This is a genomic window from Actinokineospora auranticolor (assembly GCF_002934265.1).
Classification (GTDB): domain Bacteria; phylum Actinomycetota; class Actinomycetes; order Mycobacteriales; family Pseudonocardiaceae; genus Actinokineospora; species Actinokineospora auranticolor.
Genome location: NZ_PTIX01000003.1, coordinates 174,325 through 196,117, shown reverse-complemented (window position 1 = coordinate 196,117; position 21,793 = coordinate 174,325). Strand labels below are relative to the sequence as shown.

19 protein-coding genes are annotated in these 21,793 nt (G+C 72.9%); 2 read left to right on the top strand and 17 right to left on the bottom strand.

All coding sequences use genetic code 11. From position 1 onward, the window contains the following. Window positions 1-3: 3 nt before the first annotated feature. Genes CLV40_RS07045 through CLV40_RS07035 form a run of 3 tightly spaced genes read right to left on the bottom strand, consistent with a single transcriptional unit; the run spans window position 4 to window position 3,568 of the window. Entirely contained in the window at window positions 4-1,068 is a 1,065-nt protein-coding gene (locus CLV40_RS07045) for an alpha/beta fold hydrolase (RefSeq protein ID WP_104478022.1), read from the bottom strand. Beyond that, a complete protein-coding gene (gene alr / locus CLV40_RS07040) occupies window positions 1,065-2,138 on the bottom strand; it encodes an alanine racemase (protein WP_104478021.1) in 1,074 nt (357 codons plus the stop codon). The genes CLV40_RS07045 and alr overlap by 4 nt, the downstream gene beginning before the upstream one ends. Then, window positions 2,135-3,568 carry an NAD(P)H-hydrate dehydratase gene (locus CLV40_RS07035; RefSeq protein WP_104478020.1) on the bottom strand — a complete coding sequence of 478 codons (1,434 nt, stop codon included), beginning with the start codon at window positions 3,566-3,568 and terminating at the stop codon, window positions 2,135-2,137. The genes alr and CLV40_RS07035 overlap by 4 nt, the downstream gene beginning before the upstream one ends. A gap of 156 nt (window positions 3,569-3,724) precedes the next feature. Between CLV40_RS07035 and CLV40_RS07030 the strand changes: the two genes are divergently transcribed. Together CLV40_RS07030 and CLV40_RS07025 are read left to right on the top strand one after the other, a co-directional pair. Beyond that, entirely contained in the window at window positions 3,725-4,531 is an 807-nt protein-coding gene (locus tag CLV40_RS07030) for a dienelactone hydrolase family protein (protein WP_104478019.1), read from the top strand. A 61-nt stretch (window positions 4,532-4,592) separates the two neighbouring features. Then, window positions 4,593-5,168 (top strand): hypothetical protein, encoded by a 576-nt coding sequence (locus tag CLV40_RS07025; protein WP_104478018.1) that lies wholly within the window; start codon window positions 4,593-4,595, stop codon window positions 5,166-5,168. A gap of 1 nt (window position 5,169) precedes the next feature. On the opposite strand, the gene CLV40_RS07020 is transcribed toward CLV40_RS07025, so the two are convergent. The 14 genes from CLV40_RS07020 to eccCa all read right to left on the bottom strand — a co-directional run bounded on the left by CLV40_RS07020 (window position 5,170) and on the right by eccCa (window position 21,751). Next, window positions 5,170-5,415 carry a hypothetical protein gene (locus tag CLV40_RS07020; protein ID WP_104478017.1) on the bottom strand — a complete coding sequence of 82 codons (246 nt, stop codon included), beginning with the start codon at window positions 5,413-5,415 and terminating at the stop codon, window positions 5,170-5,172. 2 nt (window positions 5,416-5,417) lie between these two features. Next, window positions 5,418-6,902 (bottom strand): hypothetical protein, encoded by a 1,485-nt coding sequence (locus CLV40_RS07015; RefSeq protein ID WP_104478016.1) that lies wholly within the window; start codon window positions 6,900-6,902, stop codon window positions 5,418-5,420. Next, window positions 6,899-7,213 (bottom strand): hypothetical protein, encoded by a 315-nt coding sequence (locus CLV40_RS07010; protein WP_104478015.1) that lies wholly within the window; start codon window positions 7,211-7,213, stop codon window positions 6,899-6,901. The genes CLV40_RS07015 and CLV40_RS07010 overlap by 4 nt, the downstream gene beginning before the upstream one ends. A 1-nt stretch (window position 7,214) precedes the next feature. Continuing rightward, the gene (locus tag CLV40_RS07005) at window positions 7,215-7,736 is read right to left on the bottom strand and encodes a hypothetical protein (RefSeq protein WP_104478014.1); all 522 of its coding nucleotides are present in this window, start codon (window positions 7,734-7,736) and stop codon (window positions 7,215-7,217) included. Window positions 7,737-7,741: 5 nt separating this feature from the next. Continuing rightward, on the bottom strand, window positions 7,742-10,378 hold the full coding sequence (locus CLV40_RS07000) for a hypothetical protein (protein ID WP_104478013.1): 2,637 nt from the start codon (window positions 10,376-10,378) through the stop codon (window positions 7,742-7,744). A 3-nt stretch (window positions 10,379-10,381) separates the two neighbouring features. Then, window positions 10,382-10,705, bottom strand: coding sequence for a hypothetical protein (locus tag CLV40_RS06995; RefSeq protein WP_146107955.1), 324 nt, complete (start codon window positions 10,703-10,705; stop codon window positions 10,382-10,384). Between the two features lie 184 nt (window positions 10,706-10,889). Continuing rightward, entirely contained in the window at window positions 10,890-12,227 is a 1,338-nt protein-coding gene (glmM, locus tag CLV40_RS06990) for a phosphoglucosamine mutase (RefSeq protein ID WP_104478011.1), read from the bottom strand. Between the two features lie 161 nt (window positions 12,228-12,388). Further along, a complete protein-coding gene (rpsI, locus tag CLV40_RS06985) occupies window positions 12,389-12,877 on the bottom strand; it encodes a 30S ribosomal protein S9 (RefSeq protein ID WP_104478308.1) in 489 nt (162 codons plus the stop codon). Window positions 12,878-12,930: 53 nt separating this feature from the next. After that, window positions 12,931-13,374 (bottom strand): 50S ribosomal protein L13, encoded by a 444-nt coding sequence (gene rplM, locus CLV40_RS06980; protein WP_104478010.1) that lies wholly within the window; start codon window positions 13,372-13,374, stop codon window positions 12,931-12,933. Between the two features lie 1,097 nt (window positions 13,375-14,471). Beyond that, window positions 14,472-14,768 carry a WXG100 family type VII secretion target gene (locus CLV40_RS06975; RefSeq protein WP_104478009.1) on the bottom strand — a complete coding sequence of 99 codons (297 nt, stop codon included), beginning with the start codon at window positions 14,766-14,768 and terminating at the stop codon, window positions 14,472-14,474. 59 nt (window positions 14,769-14,827) lie between these two features. Further along, complete coding sequence (locus CLV40_RS06970; RefSeq protein ID WP_104478008.1) at window positions 14,828-15,139, bottom strand: WXG100 family type VII secretion target; 312 nt, start codon at window positions 15,137-15,139, stop codon at window positions 14,828-14,830. Window positions 15,140-15,357: 218 nt separating this feature from the next. Beyond that, window positions 15,358-15,606 carry a hypothetical protein gene (locus CLV40_RS06965; protein ID WP_104478007.1) on the bottom strand — a complete coding sequence of 83 codons (249 nt, stop codon included), beginning with the start codon at window positions 15,604-15,606 and terminating at the stop codon, window positions 15,358-15,360. A gap of 26 nt (window positions 15,607-15,632) precedes the next feature. Then, window positions 15,633-17,426 carry a type VII secretion-associated protein gene (locus CLV40_RS06960; RefSeq protein ID WP_245931147.1) on the bottom strand — a complete coding sequence of 598 codons (1,794 nt, stop codon included), beginning with the start codon at window positions 17,424-17,426 and terminating at the stop codon, window positions 15,633-15,635. Window positions 17,427-17,755: 329 nt separating this feature from the next. Further along, entirely contained in the window at window positions 17,756-21,751 is a 3,996-nt protein-coding gene (eccCa, locus tag CLV40_RS06955) for a type VII secretion protein EccCa (protein WP_104478005.1), read from the bottom strand. Between the last annotated feature and the right edge of the window lie 42 nt (window positions 21,752-21,793).

The following is a 21,793-nucleotide window of genomic DNA, read 5'->3' as shown; positions in this document are numbered from 1 at the left end:
TCCTCACCTCTTCCGACCCGCGCCGCGGCCCCGGGCGCAGTCCCGCAGCAGCGTAGTCAGGTGCTCGTTCACCACATCGGGGCGCTCCAGGATCACCAGGTGACCGGCGCCGGGCACGCGGACCAGGGTGGCGTCCGGCAGGGCCGTGGCGATCCGCTCGGCGTGCGCGAACGGGGTCATCCAGTCGTGGTCGCCGCTGAGCACCAGGACGCGGGTGTGCTTGAGCCCGGCCAGCGCCGCGTAGCGGTTGTGGCTGCCCAGCGTGTCCACGAAGTCGGCGAGCACCCGGACGGGCGTGCCGTCGAGCATGTCGACGAGGAACCCCACCAGCTTCTGGCTCACCTCGCCGGGCCCGAACCCGACCGTGCGGGCCGCGCCCCGGGTGACCGCGCCACCCACCGAGCGGACCAGCTCGACGGCGGTGGGCTGCCACTCGGCGACCCGGCCGAGGACGCGGGTCAGCGGGTTGTACTTCGACAGCAGCGGCCGGGGCAGCCCGCTGCGCCCGACCTCACCCGCCGACGTGCCGATCAGCGCCACCCCGCGCACCCGCTCGGCGAACAGCTCCGGGTGCCGCTCGGCCAGCGCCATCACGGCCATGCCGCCCATCGAGTGTCCGATGAGGACGATCGGTCCACGGGGCACCACAGCGCGGATCACCTCGTCGAGGTCCGCGGCCAACTGCTCGATCGTGCTCGTGCTGATGTCGGCGCGGGCGGAGCGGCCGTGGCTGCGGTGGTCGTAGAGCACGAGCCGCACCCGGGGGTCGGTGAGCCGGGCCAGGTCGCGGCGCTGGAAGTGCCAGCCGCGCCTGCTCATCGCGAAACCGTGCACGAACACCGCGGTCAGGACCGGTTTGCCGCCGTCCTCGGGGTCGACCTCCTCGACGGAGAGGGCCAGGCCGTCGTCCGCGGCGACCGTGCTGGTGCGCGACGGCGGCAGCTCACCCAGCGGCTCGTCGGCGTACGGGTCGTCGCCGGACGCGCGGCGGCGGGTGACGCCGACCGCGATGGCCGTGGCGGCGGCGAGCACGCCCGCGCCCGCGGCGACCTTGCCCGCGCGGTTCATCCGCCGACGTACCGGCGGGCCACCCGGGGCCGGTACATGCCCGTGACGATCTCGTAGTCGATGGTGCCGATGGTGTCGGCCCACTCGGTCGCCGTCGGTTCCCCGCGCGTGCCGGGGCCGAACAGCACGACCTCGTCGCCGGGCGAGACCTCGTCGTCGCCGCAGTCGACGACGATCTGGTCCATGCACACCCGGCCGCGCACCGGCCGCCGAACACCGCCGAGCAGCACGTCGACCCGGTTCGACAGCAGCCTCGGCACACCGTCGGCGTACCCGGCCGTCACCAGGGCGAGCGTGGTGTCACGCGGCGCGGTCCAAGTCTGTCCGTAGGAGACCGACTCGCCCGCGGCCACCCGCTTGACCATGGCTACCGACGCCCGGAAGGTCATCACGGGAATGAGGTCTTCCTTGGTGGGCAACGGGTTCAGCCCGTACATCGCGATGCCGAGCCGGACCATGTCGAAGTGCAGGTCCGGTCTGCTCAGCGTGGCCGCCGAGTTGGCCAGGTGCCGCCGTGGGGTGAGACCGGCGTCCAAGGCGGTCTTGTAGGCGTGCTCGAACCGCTGCGCCTGGGCGTCGACCGACGGGTGGCCGGGCACGTCCGCGCAGGCCAGGTGCGACCAGACCGCGTACACCTCGTTGTCCGACTCCGCCGCGGCGCGCACCAGGTCCGCCCACCGGCCGGGCGGACACCCGTTGCGCGCCAGCCCGGTGTCGACCTTCAGGTGCACCCGCGCGCCGGACAGCCGGTCCAGTTCCTCCACAGAGGACACACCGACATCGATCCCGGCTTCCACGGCCGCGTCCATGTCCGCGTCCGGGGTGTCCAACCAGGACAGGATCGGCGCGGTGATCCCCGCGTCCCGCAGCACCAGCGCCTCGTTCAACGAACACGACCCGAGCCAGGTCACCCCGGCCGACAGCGCCGCCCGCGCGACCCGCACGGCCCCGTGCCCGTAGCCGTCGGCCTTCACGACCGCCATCGCGTCCGCGCCCGGCGCGCGCGCGACGAGCAGGGACACGTTGTGCCGCAACGCGTCCAGATCGACCACGACCTCCGCGCGACTCATCTCGCCCCCAGCAGCCCGCGCAGTGCCGTCGGCACCGCGTCCACGATCGCCGACGCGGGCACCGGAGCGCCCAGCGCGGCGGCTTCACCCGCCCGCACGTGCAGCCACGCCGCCGCGCCGCCCGCGAGCAGCGGGTCGAGCCCGGCCGCGAGCAGCGCGCCCGCCAGCCCGGACAGCACGTCGCCCGAGCCCGCGGTCGCCAGCCAGTGCGAGCGGGCCGGGTTGACCAGCGCGCGCCCGTCCGGCGACGCGACCACCGTGGCATGCCCCTTGAGCAACACGGTTACGTCCAGTTCGGCGGCCAGCGACTTGGCCGCGGCCACCCGGTCGGCACCCAGCTCGATCCCGTGCGGTTCGGCGATCCTGGCGAACTCGCGGTCGTGCGGGGTGAGCAGCAGCGGCGCGTCCGGGTCGCGCGCGTCCCACAGGTCGGGGTACCGGGCCAGCAGCGTGATGCCGTCCGCGTCGACGCAGGTCGGCAGGCCCGCGTCGAGCACGTGCGCGAGGACGTCCCGGGACGCCTTGCCGGTGCCCATGCCCGGACCGGCCACCCACGCCTGCACCCGTCCCGCGTCGCCGACCGAGCCGGTGGCGACCACCTCCGGCCAGCGCCTGCGCACCTCGTCGGCGGCCGACCCGGCGTAGCGGGTGAGCCCCGAGGTGGCCAGCACGGCCGCGCCGACCGCGAGCACCGCCGCGCCCGGGTACGTCTCCGAGCCCGCGACCACCCCCACGACGCCCTGGGTGAACTTGTCGTCCTCCGGCCCCGGCACCGGCCACGCCGCGGCCACCTCCGCGGCGCCCAGCACCTCGAAGACGGGTTTCGCCAGGTCGAGCCCCAGGTCGATCAGGTGGACCGCGCCGCAGCGGGCCCCCGCGAGGTAGTGCACGGGCTTGTACGCGCCGAACGTCACCGTCACGTCCGCGGTCACCGCGGGCCCCTCGACGGCCCCGGTGTCCGGGTCCACACCGCTGGGCAGGTCGACGGCCACGACCGGCGCCCGCACCCGGCTGACCACGGCCGCCGCGTCCGGCCGCAGCGGGCCGCGCGCGGAGAGCCCCACGATCCCGTCGACGACCAGGTCGGCGAAGTCGACGTCCTCGGGCGTACCGACCCGCCCGCCTGCGCGCCGCAACGCGGCCAGCCCCTCGGCGTGCGCGCGCTCCGGCGCCAGCAGCACGGCCGTGACGCCGACCGAGCGGCGACGCAGGAAGGCCCCGGCCCAGAGCGCGTCGCCGCCGTTGTTGCCCGCGCCGACCAGCAACACGACCCGGCGGCCCGCGACGCCCCCGGTGTGCTGGTCGAGCAGCCGCGTGACGTGCAGCGCGACGCCGTGCGCGGCCCGGCGCATCAACGCGCCCGGCGCGGTCTTGGCGAGGACGGCCTCCTCGGCTGTCCTGACGGCTCCGGTGGTCCAGACGCCCCGCATACGGCTCCTACTCGACGGTGACGGACTTCGCGAGGTCGCGGGGCCCGTCCAGGTCGTACCCGCGCGACCGGGCGATCCCGGTGACGCGACCCGCGATTCCGCACACGCGCACGAGGGTACCCACCAGGTACTTCGACCACCGATAGGCTGACCCCCATGGCACGCACGGCCAAGCACCTCCTCGACGAGCTCGCCCGCCCCGGTCCGCACCAGGTCCTGCGCGGTGACCTGGCGCTGGTCGGGCTGCCCGGCGCGGTCTACACGCCGCACTCCGGCCGCGGCCTGCCCGCGGTCGCCTTCGGGCACGGCTGGCTCCAGCCGCCGTCGCGGTACCGGGGGCTGTTCCGGCACCTGGCGTCGTGGGGGGTGGTCGTCGCCGCGCCCGGGACGCACACCGGCCCGTTCGGCTCGCACCGGCTGCTGGCCTCCGACCTGAGCACCGCGCTGGACGTGTGCGTCGGCGTGCGCCTCGGCGACGGCGAGATCAGCGTCGACGAGGGCAGGCTGGGCCTGGCCGGGCACTCGACCGGCGGCGGCAGCGCCGTGCTGGCCGCGGCGCGCGACCAGCGGGTGCGGGCCGTCGCGACCCTGGCGGCGGCCGAGACCGCCCCGGTGGCCAGCAACGCCGCACGCGAGTGCCGCATGCCGTCGCTGCACGTGCTGGCGGGCAACGACCTGGTCGCCCCGCCGAGCGCGCACGGCCACCTCATCGCGCAGGCGTGGGGTGGGCAGGCGGACGTGCGCACCATCACCAAGGCCAGCCACCTCGGGTTCACCGAGGGCAGGCACTGGAGCGGGCTGCTGGTGCACGGCAAGGCGGAGCACGCCACGCAGCGGATCAGCCGCGCCCTGCTGACCGCGTTCTTCCTCACTCACCTCACCGGGCAGACCGAGTACGCCCGGCTGCTGGACGAGAACATCAAGGGCACAGTCCTGGATCGGCACCTCGTGCAGACTGGCTGACGTGCAGCCATACCCACCCCAAGGTCCACCGCCGATTCCGCCGTCCAACCCTCAGGGCGCGGTGCGCGCAGCGGGGGTCACCGCGTTGTCCGTCGGCGGGCTCACGGTGGGGGCGTCGCTGTTCGGGCTCGGGTTCATCGGGTTGATCGCCGCGGCGCTGTTGCTCTCCGGTGGCGGCATGCTGCTGGCCTTCCAGCCCGCCGGGCGGATCCTCGCGACGATCGGGGCCGGGATCGTCATCGCGGGCGGGCTCTGGGTGTCGGTGCGAGCGATGACGATCATGCCGAACCTGCTCATGACGTGGATCATCGTCGGCTTGGTGAGCGCGCTGGTCGGGGCAGTCGTGCCCGTGGTGCTGTTCCGGCGCGGAGTCACCCAAGGGCTGGCTTCGCCGCCGAACAGGGGATTCCAGCCGGGCTACCCGCCACCGGGATTCCCACCGCCCAGCGGTTTCCCGGGACCCGTTCCACCGCAAGGGTTTACGCCCGCCTACCTGCAGCCCGGCTATGCGCCGCAGGGATTCCCGCCTGCCGGGCCGCAGCCCGGCTTTCCACCGCAGGGGTTTCCGGCGCCGGGATTCCCGCCCCAGGAGCGGTCCTACGTGCAGGACCAGCCGGGGCAGTGGCCGCCGCGGTAGGTCAGCGGTTGGTCATCCAGCTGACCGAGAAGAAGCCCGTGTCGGACGGGTCGTCCGACTGCTTCTGCCGGGCGCGCTTCGGCGGCTCCGGTGGGGTTTTGGCCCAGCGCTCGCGGTCTTGCTCGTGCCGGGTGAGGGTCTGCTCGTACTCGGCCCGTGAGCGCTCGAAGTGGTCGCCGAGGCCCGCGCTGATCCGCTGGAACTCGGCGCGGACCGCGCGGACGGCCGGGTTGTCCTCGTCGAGCACGCTCACCCCTTGGCCCGGTTGGCCGGGTCTTCCCCGACGACGCCGTCGAAGAACGCGGCCGGGTCGTTGTCGTCGAACAGGCTGCCGACCAGCCGCCACTGGCTGGCCTTGCGGTCGGTGTCGCCACCGCCACCGCCTTGACCGCCCCCGCCGCCGCCCATGGGCATCCCGCCCATGCCACCGCCCGCCATGCCCGCGCCCGCGGCCGGACCCGCCGCCGCGGGCGCGGAACCCCCAACGCCCGCACGGGATTCCTGTGACGGGGGCGCCTCGGCGTTGGTCATCGCGCCGGGCTGCAACGGCGGCTGGCCCGCCGACGTGCCACCGCCACCACCGACCGCTGCGCCACCGCCACCAACTGAGCCACCCGCCGAGCCACCGGCGGGAACTCCCGCCTCACTGGGTGTGGCCGCCGCGTCGGGGGCCGGGGTGCCCGGGGTGTCGGCGGCGGCGCTCGCCGCCGCCGGTTTGGGCGCCGGTTGGGGGCTGGGGGCGCTGTCGACCACGTACTTCGTCGGCTTGCCGTCGCCGCGGTCCACGGTGATCCCCATCGACGAGTCCACCGTGATCGCCCTACCGCCCTCGCGGATGGTGACGCTCTCCCCCGTGGCCGCCCCGCTGGGCGCGGTGCCCGTCGGGACGGCGGCCGACGGCGCGGTCGACGACGAGGGGGTGACGGCGGTGAACGGGTCCGGGTCGACCGCGCGGATCGCGTCGGTGAACGCGCGCCAGCCCTGGGCGGTGGCGTCGTGCACGGCGCGCAGGTCGGCGCGGAAGCGGGCCACGGCGGCGGCGTAGCGACCGCAGTAGTCGTCGAGGTAGTCGATGACCTCGGCGCTGGGCCACGGGTCCTCGGCGATGCCGTTGAGGTTGAGCGTGCCCGGCGTGCGCAACTGCGCCGGGGTGTACGAGCGCAGGGCCGCGTCGAGGCGGTCGATCTGGTCCTGGCGGTTGGCGAGGTTGTCGACGGCGATGCCGCGCAGCGTGGCCGCTTGCGCGGCCCAGCCGTGCAGTGCGTCGGCCGCGACACCGCGACCGCCGTCGAGCGCGGTCGCCAGGCGCAAGAGCCCGTCGTGCCACGTGCGGGCGGCCACCGAGAGCTGGTCGAACCGGGTCGCGGCGGTGTCGGCGCCACGACCACCCCAGGTGTCGGATAACCGGGTCCGCAGGCCCGCCGCGCCCTCGCGCAGGGCTTCCGCGGCCTTGGCCAGCGCGGCCAACCGGTCGCGGGCGGCGGCCAGGCCACCGAACTCGGCGTTGCGCAGGTCGTCGACCATGCGCTCGTCGGCGGGACCCCACGGCTCGGGCGTCCAGCCGCCCTTGGCCGCCGGGTGCGCGCGCCACCGCCGGTAGACGGCACCACCGGCGCGCGGGGACAGCAGCCCGCGCGGCTCGGCGAGCGGGCCCTCGACCAGGGCGTCCGCGGTGTCGGCCAGGTCGGCGCCGGTCGGCGCGGTCAGCGCGGCCCGCACCTGCTCGGCCGTCACCGCTCACCGGCCCGGGTGATCCGCCGCGCCGCTTCCTCGTCGACGTCGGCGATCCGCTTCGTCGACTCGACCAGCTCCGCGACCATGCCGTCGACCTGCGGCACGACCTTCTCGAACGAGGTCAGCAGCGCCTCGTGCAAGGTGCCGAACGCCGCGCCCGCAGCCTCGCCCAGCGGGCCGAACCGCCGCGGCGGCGGCAGGTCCGCGCGGGCGAAGGCGGCCACCTCCTCCAGCGCGGACCGCAGGTCGGCGACCTCCTTGGCCAGCGCGGAGACGGCCTCGTGGTCAACCCTCAGCACACCGTCCGGCATGTCAGCGCACCCAGCTGCGACCGGACCAGTCGTCGTCGCCGTCGTCCTCGACCGGGGCGGGTGCCTGCCGCTTCGGCGCGGGCCGCGGCGGCGGGGCGGGTTCGTCCTCGTCGTCGGCGAAGGACAGGAACCGCTGGGCGGGCGTCGACCTGGCCTCCGGCGCGGGCTCCGGGGGCGCGACCGGCGGCGGCACCGGCCGGGGGCGCTCGGGGCGCTCCTGGGGCCGCTCGTCGTCGCCGCCGAAGGACAGCACCGTGGACTTGGTCTCCCGCGTCCACGCGGCGGCCTTCTGCTGCTCGGCCGCGGCCCGCTCCTGGGCCTCCCGCTTGGTCGCCTCGTGCGCGGCGTCGATCGCGGGCCGCTGCTCGGCCAGCACGCGGTCGCGCTCGGCCGCGGCGGCGTCGGTGCGGGTCAGCTCGGCGGCGAACTCCTCGCCGACCTGGTTGACCCGGGCGTGGTACTGGGCGGTGATGTCCTCGTACTTGGCCAGGATCAGCCTGGTCTCCGCGGTCAGGTCGGACATCCGGCTCACCTCCCGCCGTCGAAGCTGCCGCTGATGCGGGCCTCGGCGTCGGCGTAGTCGTCGTCGAAGAGCTGGCCGGTGGTCCGCCACTGCGAACCGCCGCGCTCGCTGTCGCCACCGCCCTGGCCTTGGCCGCCACCACCCATCGCACCCATCGGCATCCCGCCGCCCATGGGCGAGCCGGTGCCGGACTGGTCACCGGGCAGCCCGGACGCGGCGGAGGCCAGACCGGCCTCGCCCGCGCCCGCGGTCTGGGTGTCGCCGCCGTGGCCGTTGTCGTGCTGACCGTGCTGACCGGACTGGTCGTGGCCCGGGTGCGGGCCGAGCTGGTCGCGGGGCTGCTCGTCGAAGATGCTGCCCGAGGCCCCCCAGGCGTCCGAACTCCACGCGCTGCCCCCGCCGCTGGCGGCGTAGGTGGCCTGCGGGTGCCCGGGCTGGGCCGCGTCGTTGTTGAGCATGCCGTGACCGGACTGGGCGGCGTCGTAGCCGGGCACGCCGTGCCCGCCGGGGGCGACCTGGCCGGGTACCTGACCGCCCGGCGCGGGCTGGCCGTGACCGATGGGGCTGGCGTCGTTCATGCCGTGCGTACCGCCGCCAGGCACCTGGCCGCCCGGCTGACCGTGGCCGATCGGGCTGGCGTCGTTCATCCCGTGCGTACCGCCGCCAGGCACCTGGCCGCCCGGTGTGGGCTGGTCCTGGCCTGCCGGTGGGACACCGGGCCTGCCGGGCTCGGGTTGGTGGCCCGGCTGGCCGCCGTCCGGGTTCGCCCGCGTGGTGCCCGTGGCCTGGCCCGCGGTGTCGGTGGCGGGACCGCCGTGCTGGGCCCCGCCGGTCGCGCCCTGGGTGGTCTCGTCGAAGTCGACGGTGTAGCTGACGGGCTCGCCGGTGCCGTCGTCCACGGTGATCTTGACCGTGTCCGGGGAGCCGGGATCCCGCTCGGCGGTGATGGTGACGTCGCCGTCGTGGATGACCGCCTTGCCGTCGGGCCCGGCCTGCACGTGCTGGACGTCGACGGGCTTGCCGTCCGGCCCGATCGCCCCGTCGACCGGCCTGCCGTCGGGTCCGATCGCCCCGTCGACCGGCATGCCGCGGGTCTGGGCGTCCACGCCGTTGACCGGCCTGCCGTCCGGCCCGAGCGGGCGCCCCTCGGCACCGTCGGTGATCGGCTTGCCGTCCGGTCCGACGACCGGCTTGCCGTCGGGCCCGAGCTGCCCCTGCCCGGGCGTGCTCGCGCCGAAGTCGAGGTCGTAGGTCTTGGGCTTGCCGGAGCCGTCGTCGACGGTGACCTTGACGTGCCCCGCCCCGTCGGGGCTCTGCACCCCGATGGTCCGCCCGCCCTCGGAGATCGTCACCGTCTCCGGCGCGCCCCCGGTGGTCCCCGGCACGGCCCCCGGCGTCTGCGTCGGGTCCACGGCGGACGGATCGGTGCCCTGGTCGACCTGCCCGGGATCCGGCATCTGCGGCAGGTCCTCGGCCTTCGGCGGCGGCGGCATCTGCTGCTGCTTCGGCTGGTCCCCGGTCCCGGTCCCGGTATCGGTCGACCCGGTCCCGGTCCCCGGGTCCTTCTTGGTCGGCGGCTTCTCGTCCCCCGACTCGTCGTCCGGCGGCGGCTTGTCCGCCCCGCTGAGCGCGAGCTTGCCGAACGGGTCGGTGGCGATCAGCATCGAACCCGAGTTCAGCTCGCGCCAGGCGTCGGTGACCGCCGTGATCGTCTCCTCGATCTGGCGGCGCAGGTTGGCCATGGTCGTGAAGTAGCAGTTGCAGAAGTCGTTGAGCTCGTTGCAGATCTCGTTCGACCAGCGGTTGTCGCCGTCGGTGAGCAGGACCTTGCCGGGCTGGTGCAGGGTTTCGGCGGTCTGCTTGTCGCAACCGAGGTCGTCGAACGGCAGGCCCGGGGTGAACTCCTCGTTGAGGAACGCGTAGCCCGCGGTCCACTCCTCCTTGGCGTAGATGCCGGAGCGGAACGTGCCGTTCTGCAGGATGCGGCCCATCTCATCGATGTAGGTCGCGAGCTTGTCCCTCGGGAAATCGATGAAGTCGGTGTTGTCGGAGAACGCGTTCGCGCCGTAGCGGTCGGCGAGCGACTTGCCCCCGGTGCCGGACCCGGCGAACTGGGACAGGCGCTCCACCGGTCCCCGGCTGGCGTGCCAGGCGCCCTCGATGTTCGCGCGGAGTTCCCCGACGGCGGTGCCGTACTCCTGGGCGGCCGCGCGCAGGTCGTTGATCTTGGTGGTGGCCGCGTCGCCTGCCTTGCTGGTCCACGCGCCGTGCAGCTTCCCCGAGATGGCGTTCGCCGTGCCGTCCATCGCGGCGGCGGCCTTGGCCAGGTTGTCGAGCCTGCCCCGCGCACCCCAGATGAAGCCCCAGTTGATGATCTTGATCTTCCAGAGGCCGCCGGACTGGTCGGTCTTCTCCTGCCAGCCGTCGCCCGCGACCGGCTGTTCCTTCCACCGGTTGGCGTTGGCCGGGAGGCAGGCGGGGTGGCTGCGCCACTTCTCGTAGAGGAAACCGAGGAAGTCGCGGCCCAACAGCTTGATGTAGGTCTCCAGCGGCTCCAGCATCTTCGCCGAGTGGTCCTCGGTGTAGACGTCGGACGGGACCTGCAGGGCATCGGTGATGCCGTGGCTGAAGTTCTCCGCCATCGGTTACTTGCCCCCGGACTGGGTGAGGCCCCACGCGTTGTCGACGTCGGTCGCGGTGGTCGACTTGGCCGACGCGTCGATCCGCTTGGCCGCCTCGGTGCAGAACTGCTGCGCCTTGGTCACCGACTGGGCCAGCGCCTGCACGACGCCGTTGAACGAGCCGAAGGCGTTGAAGCCCTCCGGGGTGCCACCGAAGTGCTCGGCCTTGAGCCCGTCCCCGGTGGCGTAGGTCTGCACGGATTGCAGCGCGACCGCCATGTCCGCCATGTCCATCGCCGCGGACCGGACCAACTCGTGGTCCATCTTCATGGTCTCGTCTACTGCCACCGCTCCCCCTTGGAGGTTTCCCCTCGACCTGTCCACGCCTTGGACGCGAACCGCTGACCTGCGGTGCCGTCACTTACGCAAAGAGAAATGTACCGAGGACCACCCTTTCGGGACTGGCGAACGGCGGCATCCACCGCCCGGTCACCGGTGAGGTGGGCAACCGGGCGGGGCTGCCCGCGTCAGCTCAGCTCGCGGTCGCGACGACGGCGGCCAGGCGGTCGGCCGCGCCTTGGGCGGCCTCCTGCGTCGGCGCCTCGACCATCACCCGGACCAGCTGCTCCGTGCCCGACGGTCGCAGCAGCACCCGGCCCGTGTCGCCGAGTTCGGTCTCGACCTCGACGACCGCCGCGCTCACCTCGGGGGACGCCGCGACGGCGGCCTTGTCCGCCACCCGGACGTTGACCAGCACCTGCGGCATCTTCGTCATCGCCGCCGCCAGCTCCGCCAGGGGCTTGCCGGTGTCGGCGACCCGGGCCATCAGGCGGATCGCGGTCAGCAGGCCGTCGCCGGTGGTGGCGTGGCCGGGGAGCAGGACGTGGCCGGACTGCTCGCCGCCCAGGGCCAGGCCGGTGGCGCGCAGCTCCTCCAGCACGTACCGGTCGCCGACGGCGGTCGTGCGCAGCTTCACACCCAGGTCGCGCATGGCCACGTGCAGCCCGAGGTTGCTCATCACGGTCACCACGAAGCTGTCCTCGGTCAGCTCGCCCGCGTCGCGCATGGCCAGGGCCAGCACGGCCATGATCTGGTCGCCGTCGACGACCTCGCCCGCGGCGTCCACGGCCAGGCAGCGGTCGGCGTCGCCGTCGTGGGCGATGCCCAGGTCGGCGCCCTCGCGGAGCACGGCGGCGCGCAGGTCGTCGAGGTGCGTGGAGCCGCAGGCCTCGTTGATGTTGACGCCGTCCGGCAGCGCGTGCATGGCGATGACCTCGGCGCCCGCCTCCCGGTAGGCCCGGGGCGCGGTGGCCCACGCGGCGCCGTTGGCGCAGTCCACCACGACCTTGAGGCCGTCGAGGCGGTTCGGGGTGGCGGCCAGCAGGTGCGCGACGTAGCGGTCGTGCGCGTCGGCGACGTCGTAGACCCGGCCGACGGCGGCACCGGTCGGCCGCTCGGCGGCGCTGTCCAGACCCGCCTCGATCTCGTCCTCCAGCGCGTCGGAGAGCTTGTGCCCGCCGGAGGTGAAGAACTTGATGCCGTTGTCGGGCATCGGGTTGTGCGACGCGGAGATCATCACGCCGAGGTCGGCGTCCAGGTCGCCGACCAGGAACGCCACGCCCGGGGTGGGCAGCACGCCCACCTGCATGACGTCGACACCGGCCGCGGCCAGCCCGGCGCACACCGCGGCCTGCAGCATCTCGCCGCTGGCCCGCGGGTCGCGGCCGACGACGGCGACCGGTCGGCGCGCGCCGTCACCGGGGCGGGCGAGCACCCGCGCGGCCGAGGCGGCCACCTTGAGCACCAGCTCCGGCGTCAGGTCGGAGTTGGCGAGACCACGCACTCCATCGGTGCCGAACAGTCGTGCCATGGACTTGGAACCTCCGCGTGTGGGGATTGGGGAGCGTGTGGGTGACAGGGCGGGGGTCGACCAGTGGGACCGGTGGGACTACCGGGTGGAAAACGACCAGCGGGAGCGGCCTGTTCGAAGGTCGAACGTGCCGCTCCCGCTGGTGTGTGCCTGGGCGCAGGTCAGCGCTTGCTGTACTGCGGCGCCTTGCGGGCCTTCTTCAGGCCGTACTTCTTCCGCTCCTTGGCCCGCGGGTCGCGGGTCAGGAAGCCCGCCTTCTTCAGGACCGGGCGGTCCTCGCTGTCCAGCTCGATCAGCGCGCGGGCGATCGCCAGGCGCAGCGCACCGGCCTGGCCGGTGATGCCGCCGCCGTGCAGGTTCGCCCGGATGTCGAAGGACTCGGGCTTCTCCACGACCACCAGGGGCTCGCGGATGAGCTGCTGGTGCACCTTGTTCGGGAAGTACTCCTCGAGCGACTTGCCGTTGAGGAGGAACTTGCCGGAGCCGGGCTGGATCCGGACGCGGACCACGGCCTCCTTGCGCCGGCCGACCGTCTGCGCGGTCTCGGCGGTCAGGTGGGGCAGCGCGGGAGCGGCGGGCTCCTCGTCGGTACCGGCCTCGACCTCGGCGTCGAACTCGGGCGACTCGGAGGTGTAGACGTCGGTGTCCACGGCCTCGGTGTTCTCGGCGGTGTCATCGACCTCGGGGGTCACGACGTCCTCACTCACTTGGCGACCTTCGCAATCTCGAACGGCGTGGGCTGCTGGGCGGCGTGCGGGTGCTCCGGGCCTGCGTAGACCTTGAGCTTCTTGCCCTGGGCGCGGCCGAGCTTGTTCTTCGGCAGCATGCCCTTGACGACCTTCTCCAGCAGCCGGTCGGGGCGGGTGTCGAGCAGCTCGCCGAAGGACTGCTTGCGCAGACCGCCCGGGTAGCCGCTGTGCCGGTAGGCGAACGCCTGGTCCCGCTTGTTGCCGGTCAGGACGACCTTCTCGGCGTTGACGATGACGACGAAGTCGCCGGTGTCCACGTGGGGGGCGTAGGTGGGCTTGTGCTTGCCGCGCAGCAGCGTGGCGACATGCGTGGCGAGACGACCGAGCACCACGTCCTCGGCGTCGATCACGTGCCAGGCGCGTTCGACTTCGCCGGGCTTAGGGCTGTACGTGGGCACGGAGCTACCTCATCGTCAACATGCGTCATGGGTACCTGTGCGGGCCTCACCCCTGTACGACGCGGGTCGTACAGGGGCGCGCAACGCGGCTCGACTCGCGTTCGACCAGTCGAGCTTTACGCCCCGCGCCGCACAACAACGTAAGAAGATACCGGGTGGGTGTTGGAGGGTCAAAACAGCCCCCAGCCTGACGGCTGTGAACTGGCCCGGCGCAGGTCAGGTTCCGGCTGACCGGCCCGGGTGTTGGGCAATGGTAGCCACCGGCCGCGGACCGCCGAGCCACCACTACCGGGTGACCGCGATTGTGCTTTCGATCACCATCGGCCATTCACTGCTGAGTAACGATCCGAGCACACTCGGTCACCCGAGGCCGCGGTCCGGCACGGCGAGCCGGGCTCCCCCGCCCGGCCGGGCGACAGACGCGGCCGGGGTGAGGTGGGCATCGTCACGGACGAGCAGGGAGGCGGCCGGTTGCGGCTGGTGATCAAGATCAGGCGGCCCGCCGTCCCGGTGATGATCACTACCGACGGGGGCGCGCTCTCCCCGGACGACCGGAACCGGTCCAGCGCGGCGAGCTGTTCGGCGCGGCCGGTGCAGTCCCGCGCGTCGCCCTGGCGGCCGTCGAGGGTAGCGCGGCGGACACGAGCCGCGCGGCCACGCGTTCGTCGTGCGGGAACCGGTCGACCAGCTCGACCGGCCGCGGCACCGGCTCGGCGCCGCGGCCGGAGCGCAGCAGCCGGTCGTCGCGGTCGAGCGCGGAGAGCCCGCGGTGCCGTTCGGCGAAGTCGCGGAATTCGTTGAGCCACAGGGAGTCCAGGTCGCCGAAGTGCCATCCTCCTTGGCACAGCGCGAATGCCCGACCGAAAGGGCTGGGCGCTCCATCACGTCATCGACGTCCCCCGGGGCGACGCACCGGCGGGCGACTACCGGCCCGCGCTCACCCGATCACCCTGACTTGTCCACAGAGGACACTCCAAGCCTGGCACCCCCATCGGGGTCGCGCCCGATAGCCGATGCTCGGAACCGACTGTGCGACAAGGAAAAGCCGAGGCCCCCGGGAGCTGCTCCCGGGGGCCTCGGTGACCACTGGCGGTGACTCACGCCCAGCGGCTGGCGTTCGCGCTCTCGGTCTCCTGGTAGTTCTCGCCGGACTGGCGCACGGCGGTACCGATGGAGCCCAGGACCTGCTTCAGGTCGTCGTAGGCGGCGTCCCACTCGCGCTGCTTGGCGTCCCACAGCTCCGCGGCCTGGCCGGTGTAGCCGGCGCGCAGCGGGGCCAGGCGCGACTTGAGGTCGCCCAGCAGGGTCTCCAGCTGACCCGAGGTGGAGGTGATCGACTGGGCCGCGTTGGCGACCTCGGCGAAATTGACCTTGATGATGTCGCCGTTAGGCATTGCGGTGACTCCCTAAGTCTTTGCGGGGGGTGAAGAAGAAGGCTTGCGCCGAACGGAAATCAGCCGCCGAGGACGTTGCTGATGTTGGTCAGCGAGGAGGACGCGGCCTCTTCCTGCTGGACGTAGGCCGTGTTGCTGGCCTTGAGCTGCTCGGAGATGCCCTGCAGCGCGTCGTGCAGCTTGCGGGCGTCGTCGTCGAAGCGCTGCATGAGGGTGGCGAACGCGGCGCTGGCCTGACCCTGCCAGTTGTCGTGCAGCGGCGTGAGGTTGTTGCGCAGCGAGCCCAGCGCGTTGCGGCTCTCCTCGTTGACGTTGTCAACGTCGGTAGCGGCCTTGGCCATCTCTTCTGGCGTGATTCCGTAACCGGACATCGGGAGAAACCCCCTGGCTTGTGGTTGGGTCGCACACGTTCTTCGTTGTGTACGCCGCTTACGACGAAGACCCTGCCAGGTTTGGTTCCGCCTCGGTGGCGGTTGCCGCGATGTCGTTGCTCCCGTTAACGGTCCCGGCCGGAACCCGCAGGTGGGACGGTGTTTGACGGGTGTGACGATGTCGTCGGCGGTTCCCGTTGGTGAACGATCGCCGCAGGTCAGCCCCCGTGGAAGAGGATCTGGTGCTGCGAGAAGTCGTCGTCGTCGGGGTCGTGCGGGGCGACCGGCCGGGGGGCCTGCTCGTCGACGGCGGACTGCCGGGAGGCGTGCCGGTGCACGTCCCGGCGGAACGCCGCGCTCAGCTCGCGGCCCTCGGCCGACGCGCGGCGGGCGCGGGTCACCGCGGCGTCCAACTCGGCCCGGAAGCGCGCCACCGCGTCCGCGAAACCCTGGTTCGGTCCGGTCATCGCCCCGCCTCCCAACCCGATACCGCTCAGCCGGTCACGACCAGCGACCGCACCACGGTCCCACACGCGCTCTGCACGGCGTCACGGCCGTCCGGGGTGTACTGGCAGCCGACGCTCACCTGGAACCTACCTTGCAGCAGGACGTACCACTCCACGGTCGCGTTGTCCGCGGGCAACGACTCGCGGTAGTAGATGACGTTGCGGCCGCCGAAGCTGGTCTGCTCGGTGAAGCCGGAGAACGCCTGCCCGCCCTTCGCGTAGTCCTCGCGCAGCCGGGAGACGGCGCGGTCCCGCTCGGCGCCGCTGTCGAAGCTGAGCTGCCGCTCCTGCACGATCAGCAGGTCGGCCCCGCGCTCGGCGCCGATGGGTTTGATCTCGGTGCGCAGCAGGTTCGGGTTGCCGCCGGTCTGCCGCCAACCGTCGGGGAGGGCGAAGCGGTACTGGTAGCTGTCCACGTAGCGACCGGGATCCTGCTCGCCCGCGGGGATGAGGAAGAAGGCCGCCACACCGGCCGCGACGACGGCGACCGCGGCAGCGATGAAGATGGGCGCTTTCCGCTTCGGCTGCTTGACGGGCGCGGGAGGTGGGGGCGGCGGCGGGACGACGGCCCTGGGCGCGGGCCGCGGCGCGTCGTCCACTTTGACGGCCCGCAAGGCACCCCGGGCGACGACGGTCTCGGGTTGGTCCAGGGTCACGGGCACGACGCCGGTGCGCTCGGCGACGAGGCGGGCGACCATCGGGATCCGGCTGGAGCCGCCGACGAGGAAGACCCCCGACAGCTGACCGGGGGTGACACCGGACTCGCGGATGGCGGCGGTGGTGAGGTCGGCGGCGGCGGAGACCTGGTGGGCGATCAGGCGTTCCAGGTCGTCGCGGGTGAGGTGGGCGTCGTGGAACGGTGGCGGGAGCGGGATGTCGGTGTAGGGGTGGCGGGAGAGCGTTTCCTTGGCGTTGCGGATGTCCTGCCGCAGCACCCGCCTGCGCCGCCGGTCGACCAGGTCGCGCCCCTCGGCAAGCGCTTGCCAGGCAGCGGGATCGGCGGCGGCGGCGCCGAGGTGGTCCATGATGGCCTGGTCGATGTCGGCGCCGCCGAAGTCGGGATTGCCCTTGGTGTCCAGGACGTAGAAGGAGGCGGGACGCGCGAAGGACGCGGGCCGGGCCTGGACGACGCTGACGTCCACCGTGCCGCCGCCGAGGTCGAGCACGGCGACCGCGTCGCCCTCCTGGCCGCCCCGGGGGACACCCCACGGCTGCGCGACCCGCTGGGGCCGCTGGGTGTTCCACGGCGCCGGGGGTTGCGGGATCGGACCGGTCGCGGGCGCGGGCGGGTCCGGTCGGCGCGGCCGGAAGTTCGCGGCGTGGAAGACGGCGGCGGCGACCGGTTCCGGCACCAGCTCGAGCCGGGCCGCCAACCCGGTCGCGGCGCGGCGCAGGACCTGGGTGCGGGTGCCGCCCCAGTCGGCGGGGTGGGTGAGCACCAGCTGGTCGACCGGCGCGCCACCCGCCACCCGCCGGGCCTCGTCGACGGCCCGGGTCAGCACCGCCCGGAACACCGCCTCGACCGACACGACGACGTCACCGAGCAACAGCTGCCCGTCATCGACCCGCCGCTTCGGGTGCGGCTCGTAGCGCGACGGGTCGAGGGCCGCCTGCCGCTCCGCCTCGGCCCCCACGAACAACGCGCCGTTGGCACCCGCCCACACGGCGGAGGCGAACAACGGCCCCCCGTCGACGACCACCACCTGCGGTTCCCGCTCGTCCACGGACAGGGCGACACACGTGCTGGACGTCCCGAAGTCGACCGCCACCCGCACCGCCACAACCCGCCCCGGTTCCACTCGTAGGCCCTGACCGCCCCCATCCTCCACCCGTTCTCGCGAATGGCGCTTCCGGGGGCGGGGCGGCAACCATTGATCACCAACGGGTGGCGGAATGGTTCCCGCCATCGAGCTACCGGAATGCGGAAACCCGATCATGATCATTTCCGTTGCTCGAATGCGCGGAGGGCGAACCGGCGAACCGGCGATTCGTCGATCTCGGCGGATCGGGCAAGCGCGGGTACGGATGAGCCACGGCACGCACCGAGGCGGAAGGCGCGACCCGCCCCCGGCGGTGGCCAGGGGCGGGTCGCGGAGGTGTGGCGGGGTGGTTAGTCGGGGGAGATCCAGGCGATGTGCATGAGGGACTGGCCCACCTTGCGGCTGACCAGGGTGCCGCGGCCCGGGGGCATGGCGGACGGCTTGACCGTGCCCAGCAGGTTTCCCTCGTCCTTGCTGCCGCTGCCGACCAGACCCGGGCTGGCGATCTCGCGGAGCTTGCCGAGGATCGGGTCGAACATCGCCCGGCTCGCGCCACCGGTGCGGCGGACGGCGATGACGTGCAGGCCCACGTCCTTGGCCTGCGGGAGGAACTCGGCCAGGGGTTGCAGCGGGTTGTTCCCCTGCGGGGCCACCAGGTCGTAGTCGTCGACCAGGACGAACAGCTCGGGGCCCTTCCACCAGGACCGGTTCCGCAGCTCCTCCTGCGTCACGTTCGGCCCGGGGAGCCGCTTGAGCATCGAGTCGCGGACCGTCTTGATCACGTTGCCCAGCTGGTTGGAGGAGACCGCGTACTCCATCAGGTGGTCGGTGTTGACGAAGCCCAGCATGGTGCGCCGGTAGTCGATCAGGAGGATGACCGCTTCCTTCTTCGCGACGTAGCGGTCCATGATGCCGCGCGCGATGACGCGCAGCAGGTTGGTCTTGCCGGACTCGCCGTCGGCGAAGGCGACGAAGTGGGGTTCGGCGTCGAAGTCGAGGTAGACCGGGGCCAGGTCGTTCTCGTCGACGCCGATCGGCACCAGCCTGCTGTCCCGGTGCCCGTCGATGGCCAGCAGGTCCTCGTAGGACATCAGCTCCGGCAGCAGGCGGACCCGCGGCGCGGTGGGGCCGCGCCAGGCGGACTTGATCTTGGCGACCGCGTCCTGCACCCCGGCGGCCACCGTCTCGGTGTCGCTGGAGGTGTCGACGCGCGGCAGGCCGGTGAGGAAGTGCAGCTTGTCGCGCGACAGACCGCGGCCCGGCCTGCCGGACGGCACGTTCACCGCGACCCGACGGTCCACATCGGACTCGCTCGGGTCACCGAGGCGCAGCTCGAACCGGGTGCCGAGCAGGTCCTTGAGCGCGGGCCGGATCTCCGCCCACCGGTTGGCGGCCACGATCACGTGGATGCCGAACGAGAGGCCCTGCGCGGCCAGGTTGACGACCTGCATCTCCAGCGCCTCGAACTCCTGGCGGAAGTTGAGCCAGCCGTCGACGACGAGGAACACGTCGCCGAACGGGTCGTCCTGGACCTCGCCGCGGCGCTTGCGGTTGCGGAAGTCGGTCATCGAGTCGACGCCGAGGTCGCGGAAGCGCTGCTCCCGCTCGGTCACCAAGCTGGTGACCTCGGCGATCATGCGCCGGACCTTGTCCGGGTCGATGCGACCGGCCACGCCGCCGACGTGCGGCAGCCCGTCGAGCGAGCCGAGCGTGCCACCGCCGAGGTCGACGCAGTAGAACTGCACCTCCTGCGGGGTGTGCGTCAGCGCCATCGACATGATCAGCGTGCGCAGCATCATCGACTTGCCCGACTGCGGCCCGCCCGCGATGGCGGCGTGCCCGGCGGCGCCGGAGAAGTCGGCCCACAGGGTGTCGCGGCGCTGCTCGAACGGCTTGTCGATGATGCCGAGCGGCACCTGGAGCCTGCCGTTGGCGAAGAACCCGACCGGCGAGAGGCCGCGGTCCTCGGTGAGCTGCAGCGGCGGCAGCAGCAGGTCCAGCGAGCTGGGGTCGTTGAGCGGCGGCAGCCACACCTCGTGCGCGCCCGGCCCCTGGTTCTCCAGCCGCTTGACGATCACGTCGAGCTCGCTGACCTCGGTGCCGCCCTCGGGCTTGACCTCCGGCTTCGGCGCCTCGGCGGGCTTCTCCGGTTCCTTGGGGATCTCGACGTAGTCGGGCACGAACAGCTTCGCGCGCCGGTCGCCGGTCACCGCCGCGGCGGGCCCGGCCACCTGCCCGCCCGCGGCCCGGTACGGCCCGGACACGTAGGACGCCTTGAACCGCACCATGGTGCTGGTGTCGTACTTGAGGTAGCCCGAGCCGGGGATCGACGGCAGCTCGAACGCGTCCGGCACGCCGATCGCGGCGCGGGACTCCGCGGCGGAGAACGTCTTCAGACCGATCCGGTAGGACAGGTGCGAGTCGAGGCCGCGCAGCTTGCCCTCTTCGAGTCGCTGCGAGGCGAGCAGCATGTGCATCTGCAGCGACCGCCCGAGTCGACCGATCGCGACGAACAGGTCGATGAAGTCCGGTTTCGCGGCGAGCAGCTCGGAGAACTCGTCGACCACGATGAACAGCGCGGGCAGCGGGTCGAGGTCGGCGCCGTTCTCGCGGGCCTTCTCGTACTCCCACACGTTCTTGAAGTTGCCGCCGTTCTTCAGCGCCTCCTGCCGCCGGTTCATCTCACCGGCGAGCGCGTCGCGCATGCGGTCCACCAGGGTCAGGTCGCCCTGCAGGTTGGTGATGGTGGCGGCGACGTGCGGCGCGTCGTCGAGGCCGAGGAACGTCGCGCCACCCTTGAAGTCGACGAGGACGAAGTTCAGCGTGGACGACGAGTGCGTGGCCAGCATGCCCAGCACCAGGGTGCGCAGGAACTCCGACTTGCCGGAGCCGGTCGCGCCGATGCACAGGCCGTGCGGGCCCATGCCCTCCATGGCCGCTTCCTTGATGTCCAGCTCGACGGCCTGCCCGTGCTCGCCGACGCCGAACGGGACCCGGTAGCGGTCGCGCACCGGCCGGGGCCGCCACGCGTGCTGCACGTCGAAGGTCATCGGGTCGCCGGGGATGCCGAGCAGCTCCAGCAGCGTCGGGTTGGACAGCAGCGGCTCCTCGTCGGCGGTGTCGACGACGGAGGTGTTGACCCGGTACGGGGAGAGCTTGCGGGCCAGCGCCTCGGCCTCGGCGGTGGTCAGCGTGTCCGGCTCGGCGAACCACTCGACGCCGCTGGCGCTGCGCGCGCCGAGCCGGTCGGGTTCGACGACCAGGCGCAGGCCGCGCCGGGCGGTGAGGGTGCCGAGGGTCTCGGACAGGTCGATGAGGGTGACGCCGACCTTGCCCTCGGAGAGCAGGACGGCTTCCTCGTGGGTGACCTCGCCGTCGTCGATGATGATGACGACCTGCGGCTGGTCCGGCTGGGGCGGGGAGTTGCGGGTGAACCGCTGCCGGTCGCGGATCTCGTCGCCGAGCCACTGCTCGACCTGGGCCAGCGAGGAGGCCATCAGCCGCATCTGGCCGATGCCGTCGACCATGGTCGGGTGCTGGGTGTGCGGGAGCCACTTGGCCCACTCCCACTCGGCCTTGGCCTTGCCGGAGGTGACGACGGCGATCAGCACGTCGTCGTGGGAGTGGAAGGTGACCAGCTGGGCCAGCAGCGCGCGGGTGAGGCCGCGGGCCAGGGCCCGGTCGCCGCTGACGCCGACGGCCGCGAAGCCGCGGATCGCGACCTGGATGGGCAGGTCGGGGACGATGGAGTGGGCGCGCACGAAGCGGCGCAGCGCCAGGGTGGCGATGGGTTCGAGTTCGTCGACCGGCCCGGTCTGCGGCGGTACCAGGCGGGTGGCCAGCCGCTGGGAGCCGCGGCCGACGCGCAGGTGGCAGAAGTCGGAGTCGGACTGGCGGCGTTCCCACATGCGCCTGCTGGTGGCGATCGACCACAGCGCCTGCGGGTCGGGGTGGGTCCACTCCAGGGCGGCGCGCTGCTCCAGCGCGGCCTCGCGGGCCCGGTCGCGCATCTGGCCGAGGTAGCGCAGGTAGTCCTTGCGGTCCTCGTTCATCTCGGCCTTCTTCTGGCCGCCGCCGCGCCCGCCCATGCCGCCCGCCATCATGCCGACGGTCGACATCAGGAACATGCCGCCGAAGAGCAGGGACGTGGGCTGCCTGCCGCCCACGACGAACATGAACGCCATCATGCCCACCGACGCCACGATCATCACCGCGGGCAGCAGCTTCATCACGATGTTGCCGGGGATGACGCGGGGCACCTCGGGCGGCGGTTCCAGGTGGACCTCGCCGCCGGGCTGCCGCGGCGCGGCGAGGCGGGGCGAACGCTTGAACTGCAGCGTGCTCACCGGGTGGACACCTCTTCGACTCGACTGGCGGATGGTGGGGCT

Coding starts and splice junctions, on each gene's coding strand:
- CLV40_RS07045 (WP_104478022.1), bottom strand. CDS start 1,068: ATGAACCGCGCGGGCAAGGTCGCCGCGGGCGCGGGCGTGCTCGCCGCC.
- alr (WP_104478021.1), bottom strand. CDS start 2,138: ATGAGTCGCGCGGAGGTCGTGGTCGATCTGGACGCGTTGCGGCACAAC.
- CLV40_RS07035 (WP_104478020.1), bottom strand. CDS start 3,568: ATGCGGGGCGTCTGGACCACCGGAGCCGTCAGGACAGCCGAGGAGGCC.
- CLV40_RS07030 (WP_104478019.1), top strand. CDS start 3,725: ATGGCACGCACGGCCAAGCACCTCCTCGACGAGCTCGCCCGCCCCGGT.
- CLV40_RS07010 (WP_104478015.1), bottom strand. CDS start 7,213: ATGCCGGACGGTGTGCTGAGGGTTGACCACGAGGCCGTCTCCGCGCTG.
- CLV40_RS07005 (WP_104478014.1), bottom strand. CDS start 7,736: ATGTCCGACCTGACCGCGGAGACCAGGCTGATCCTGGCCAAGTACGAG.
- CLV40_RS07000 (WP_104478013.1), bottom strand. CDS start 10,378: ATGGCGGAGAACTTCAGCCACGGCATCACCGATGCCCTGCAGGTCCCG.
- glmM (WP_104478011.1), bottom strand. CDS start 12,227: ATGGCACGACTGTTCGGCACCGATGGAGTGCGTGGTCTCGCCAACTCC.
- CLV40_RS06975 (WP_104478009.1), bottom strand. CDS start 14,768: ATGCCTAACGGCGACATCATCAAGGTCAATTTCGCCGAGGTCGCCAAC.
- CLV40_RS06970 (WP_104478008.1), bottom strand. CDS start 15,139: ATGTCCGGTTACGGAATCACGCCAGAAGAGATGGCCAAGGCCGCTACC.
- CLV40_RS06965 (WP_104478007.1), bottom strand. CDS start 15,606: ATGACCGGACCGAACCAGGGTTTCGCGGACGCGGTGGCGCGCTTCCGG.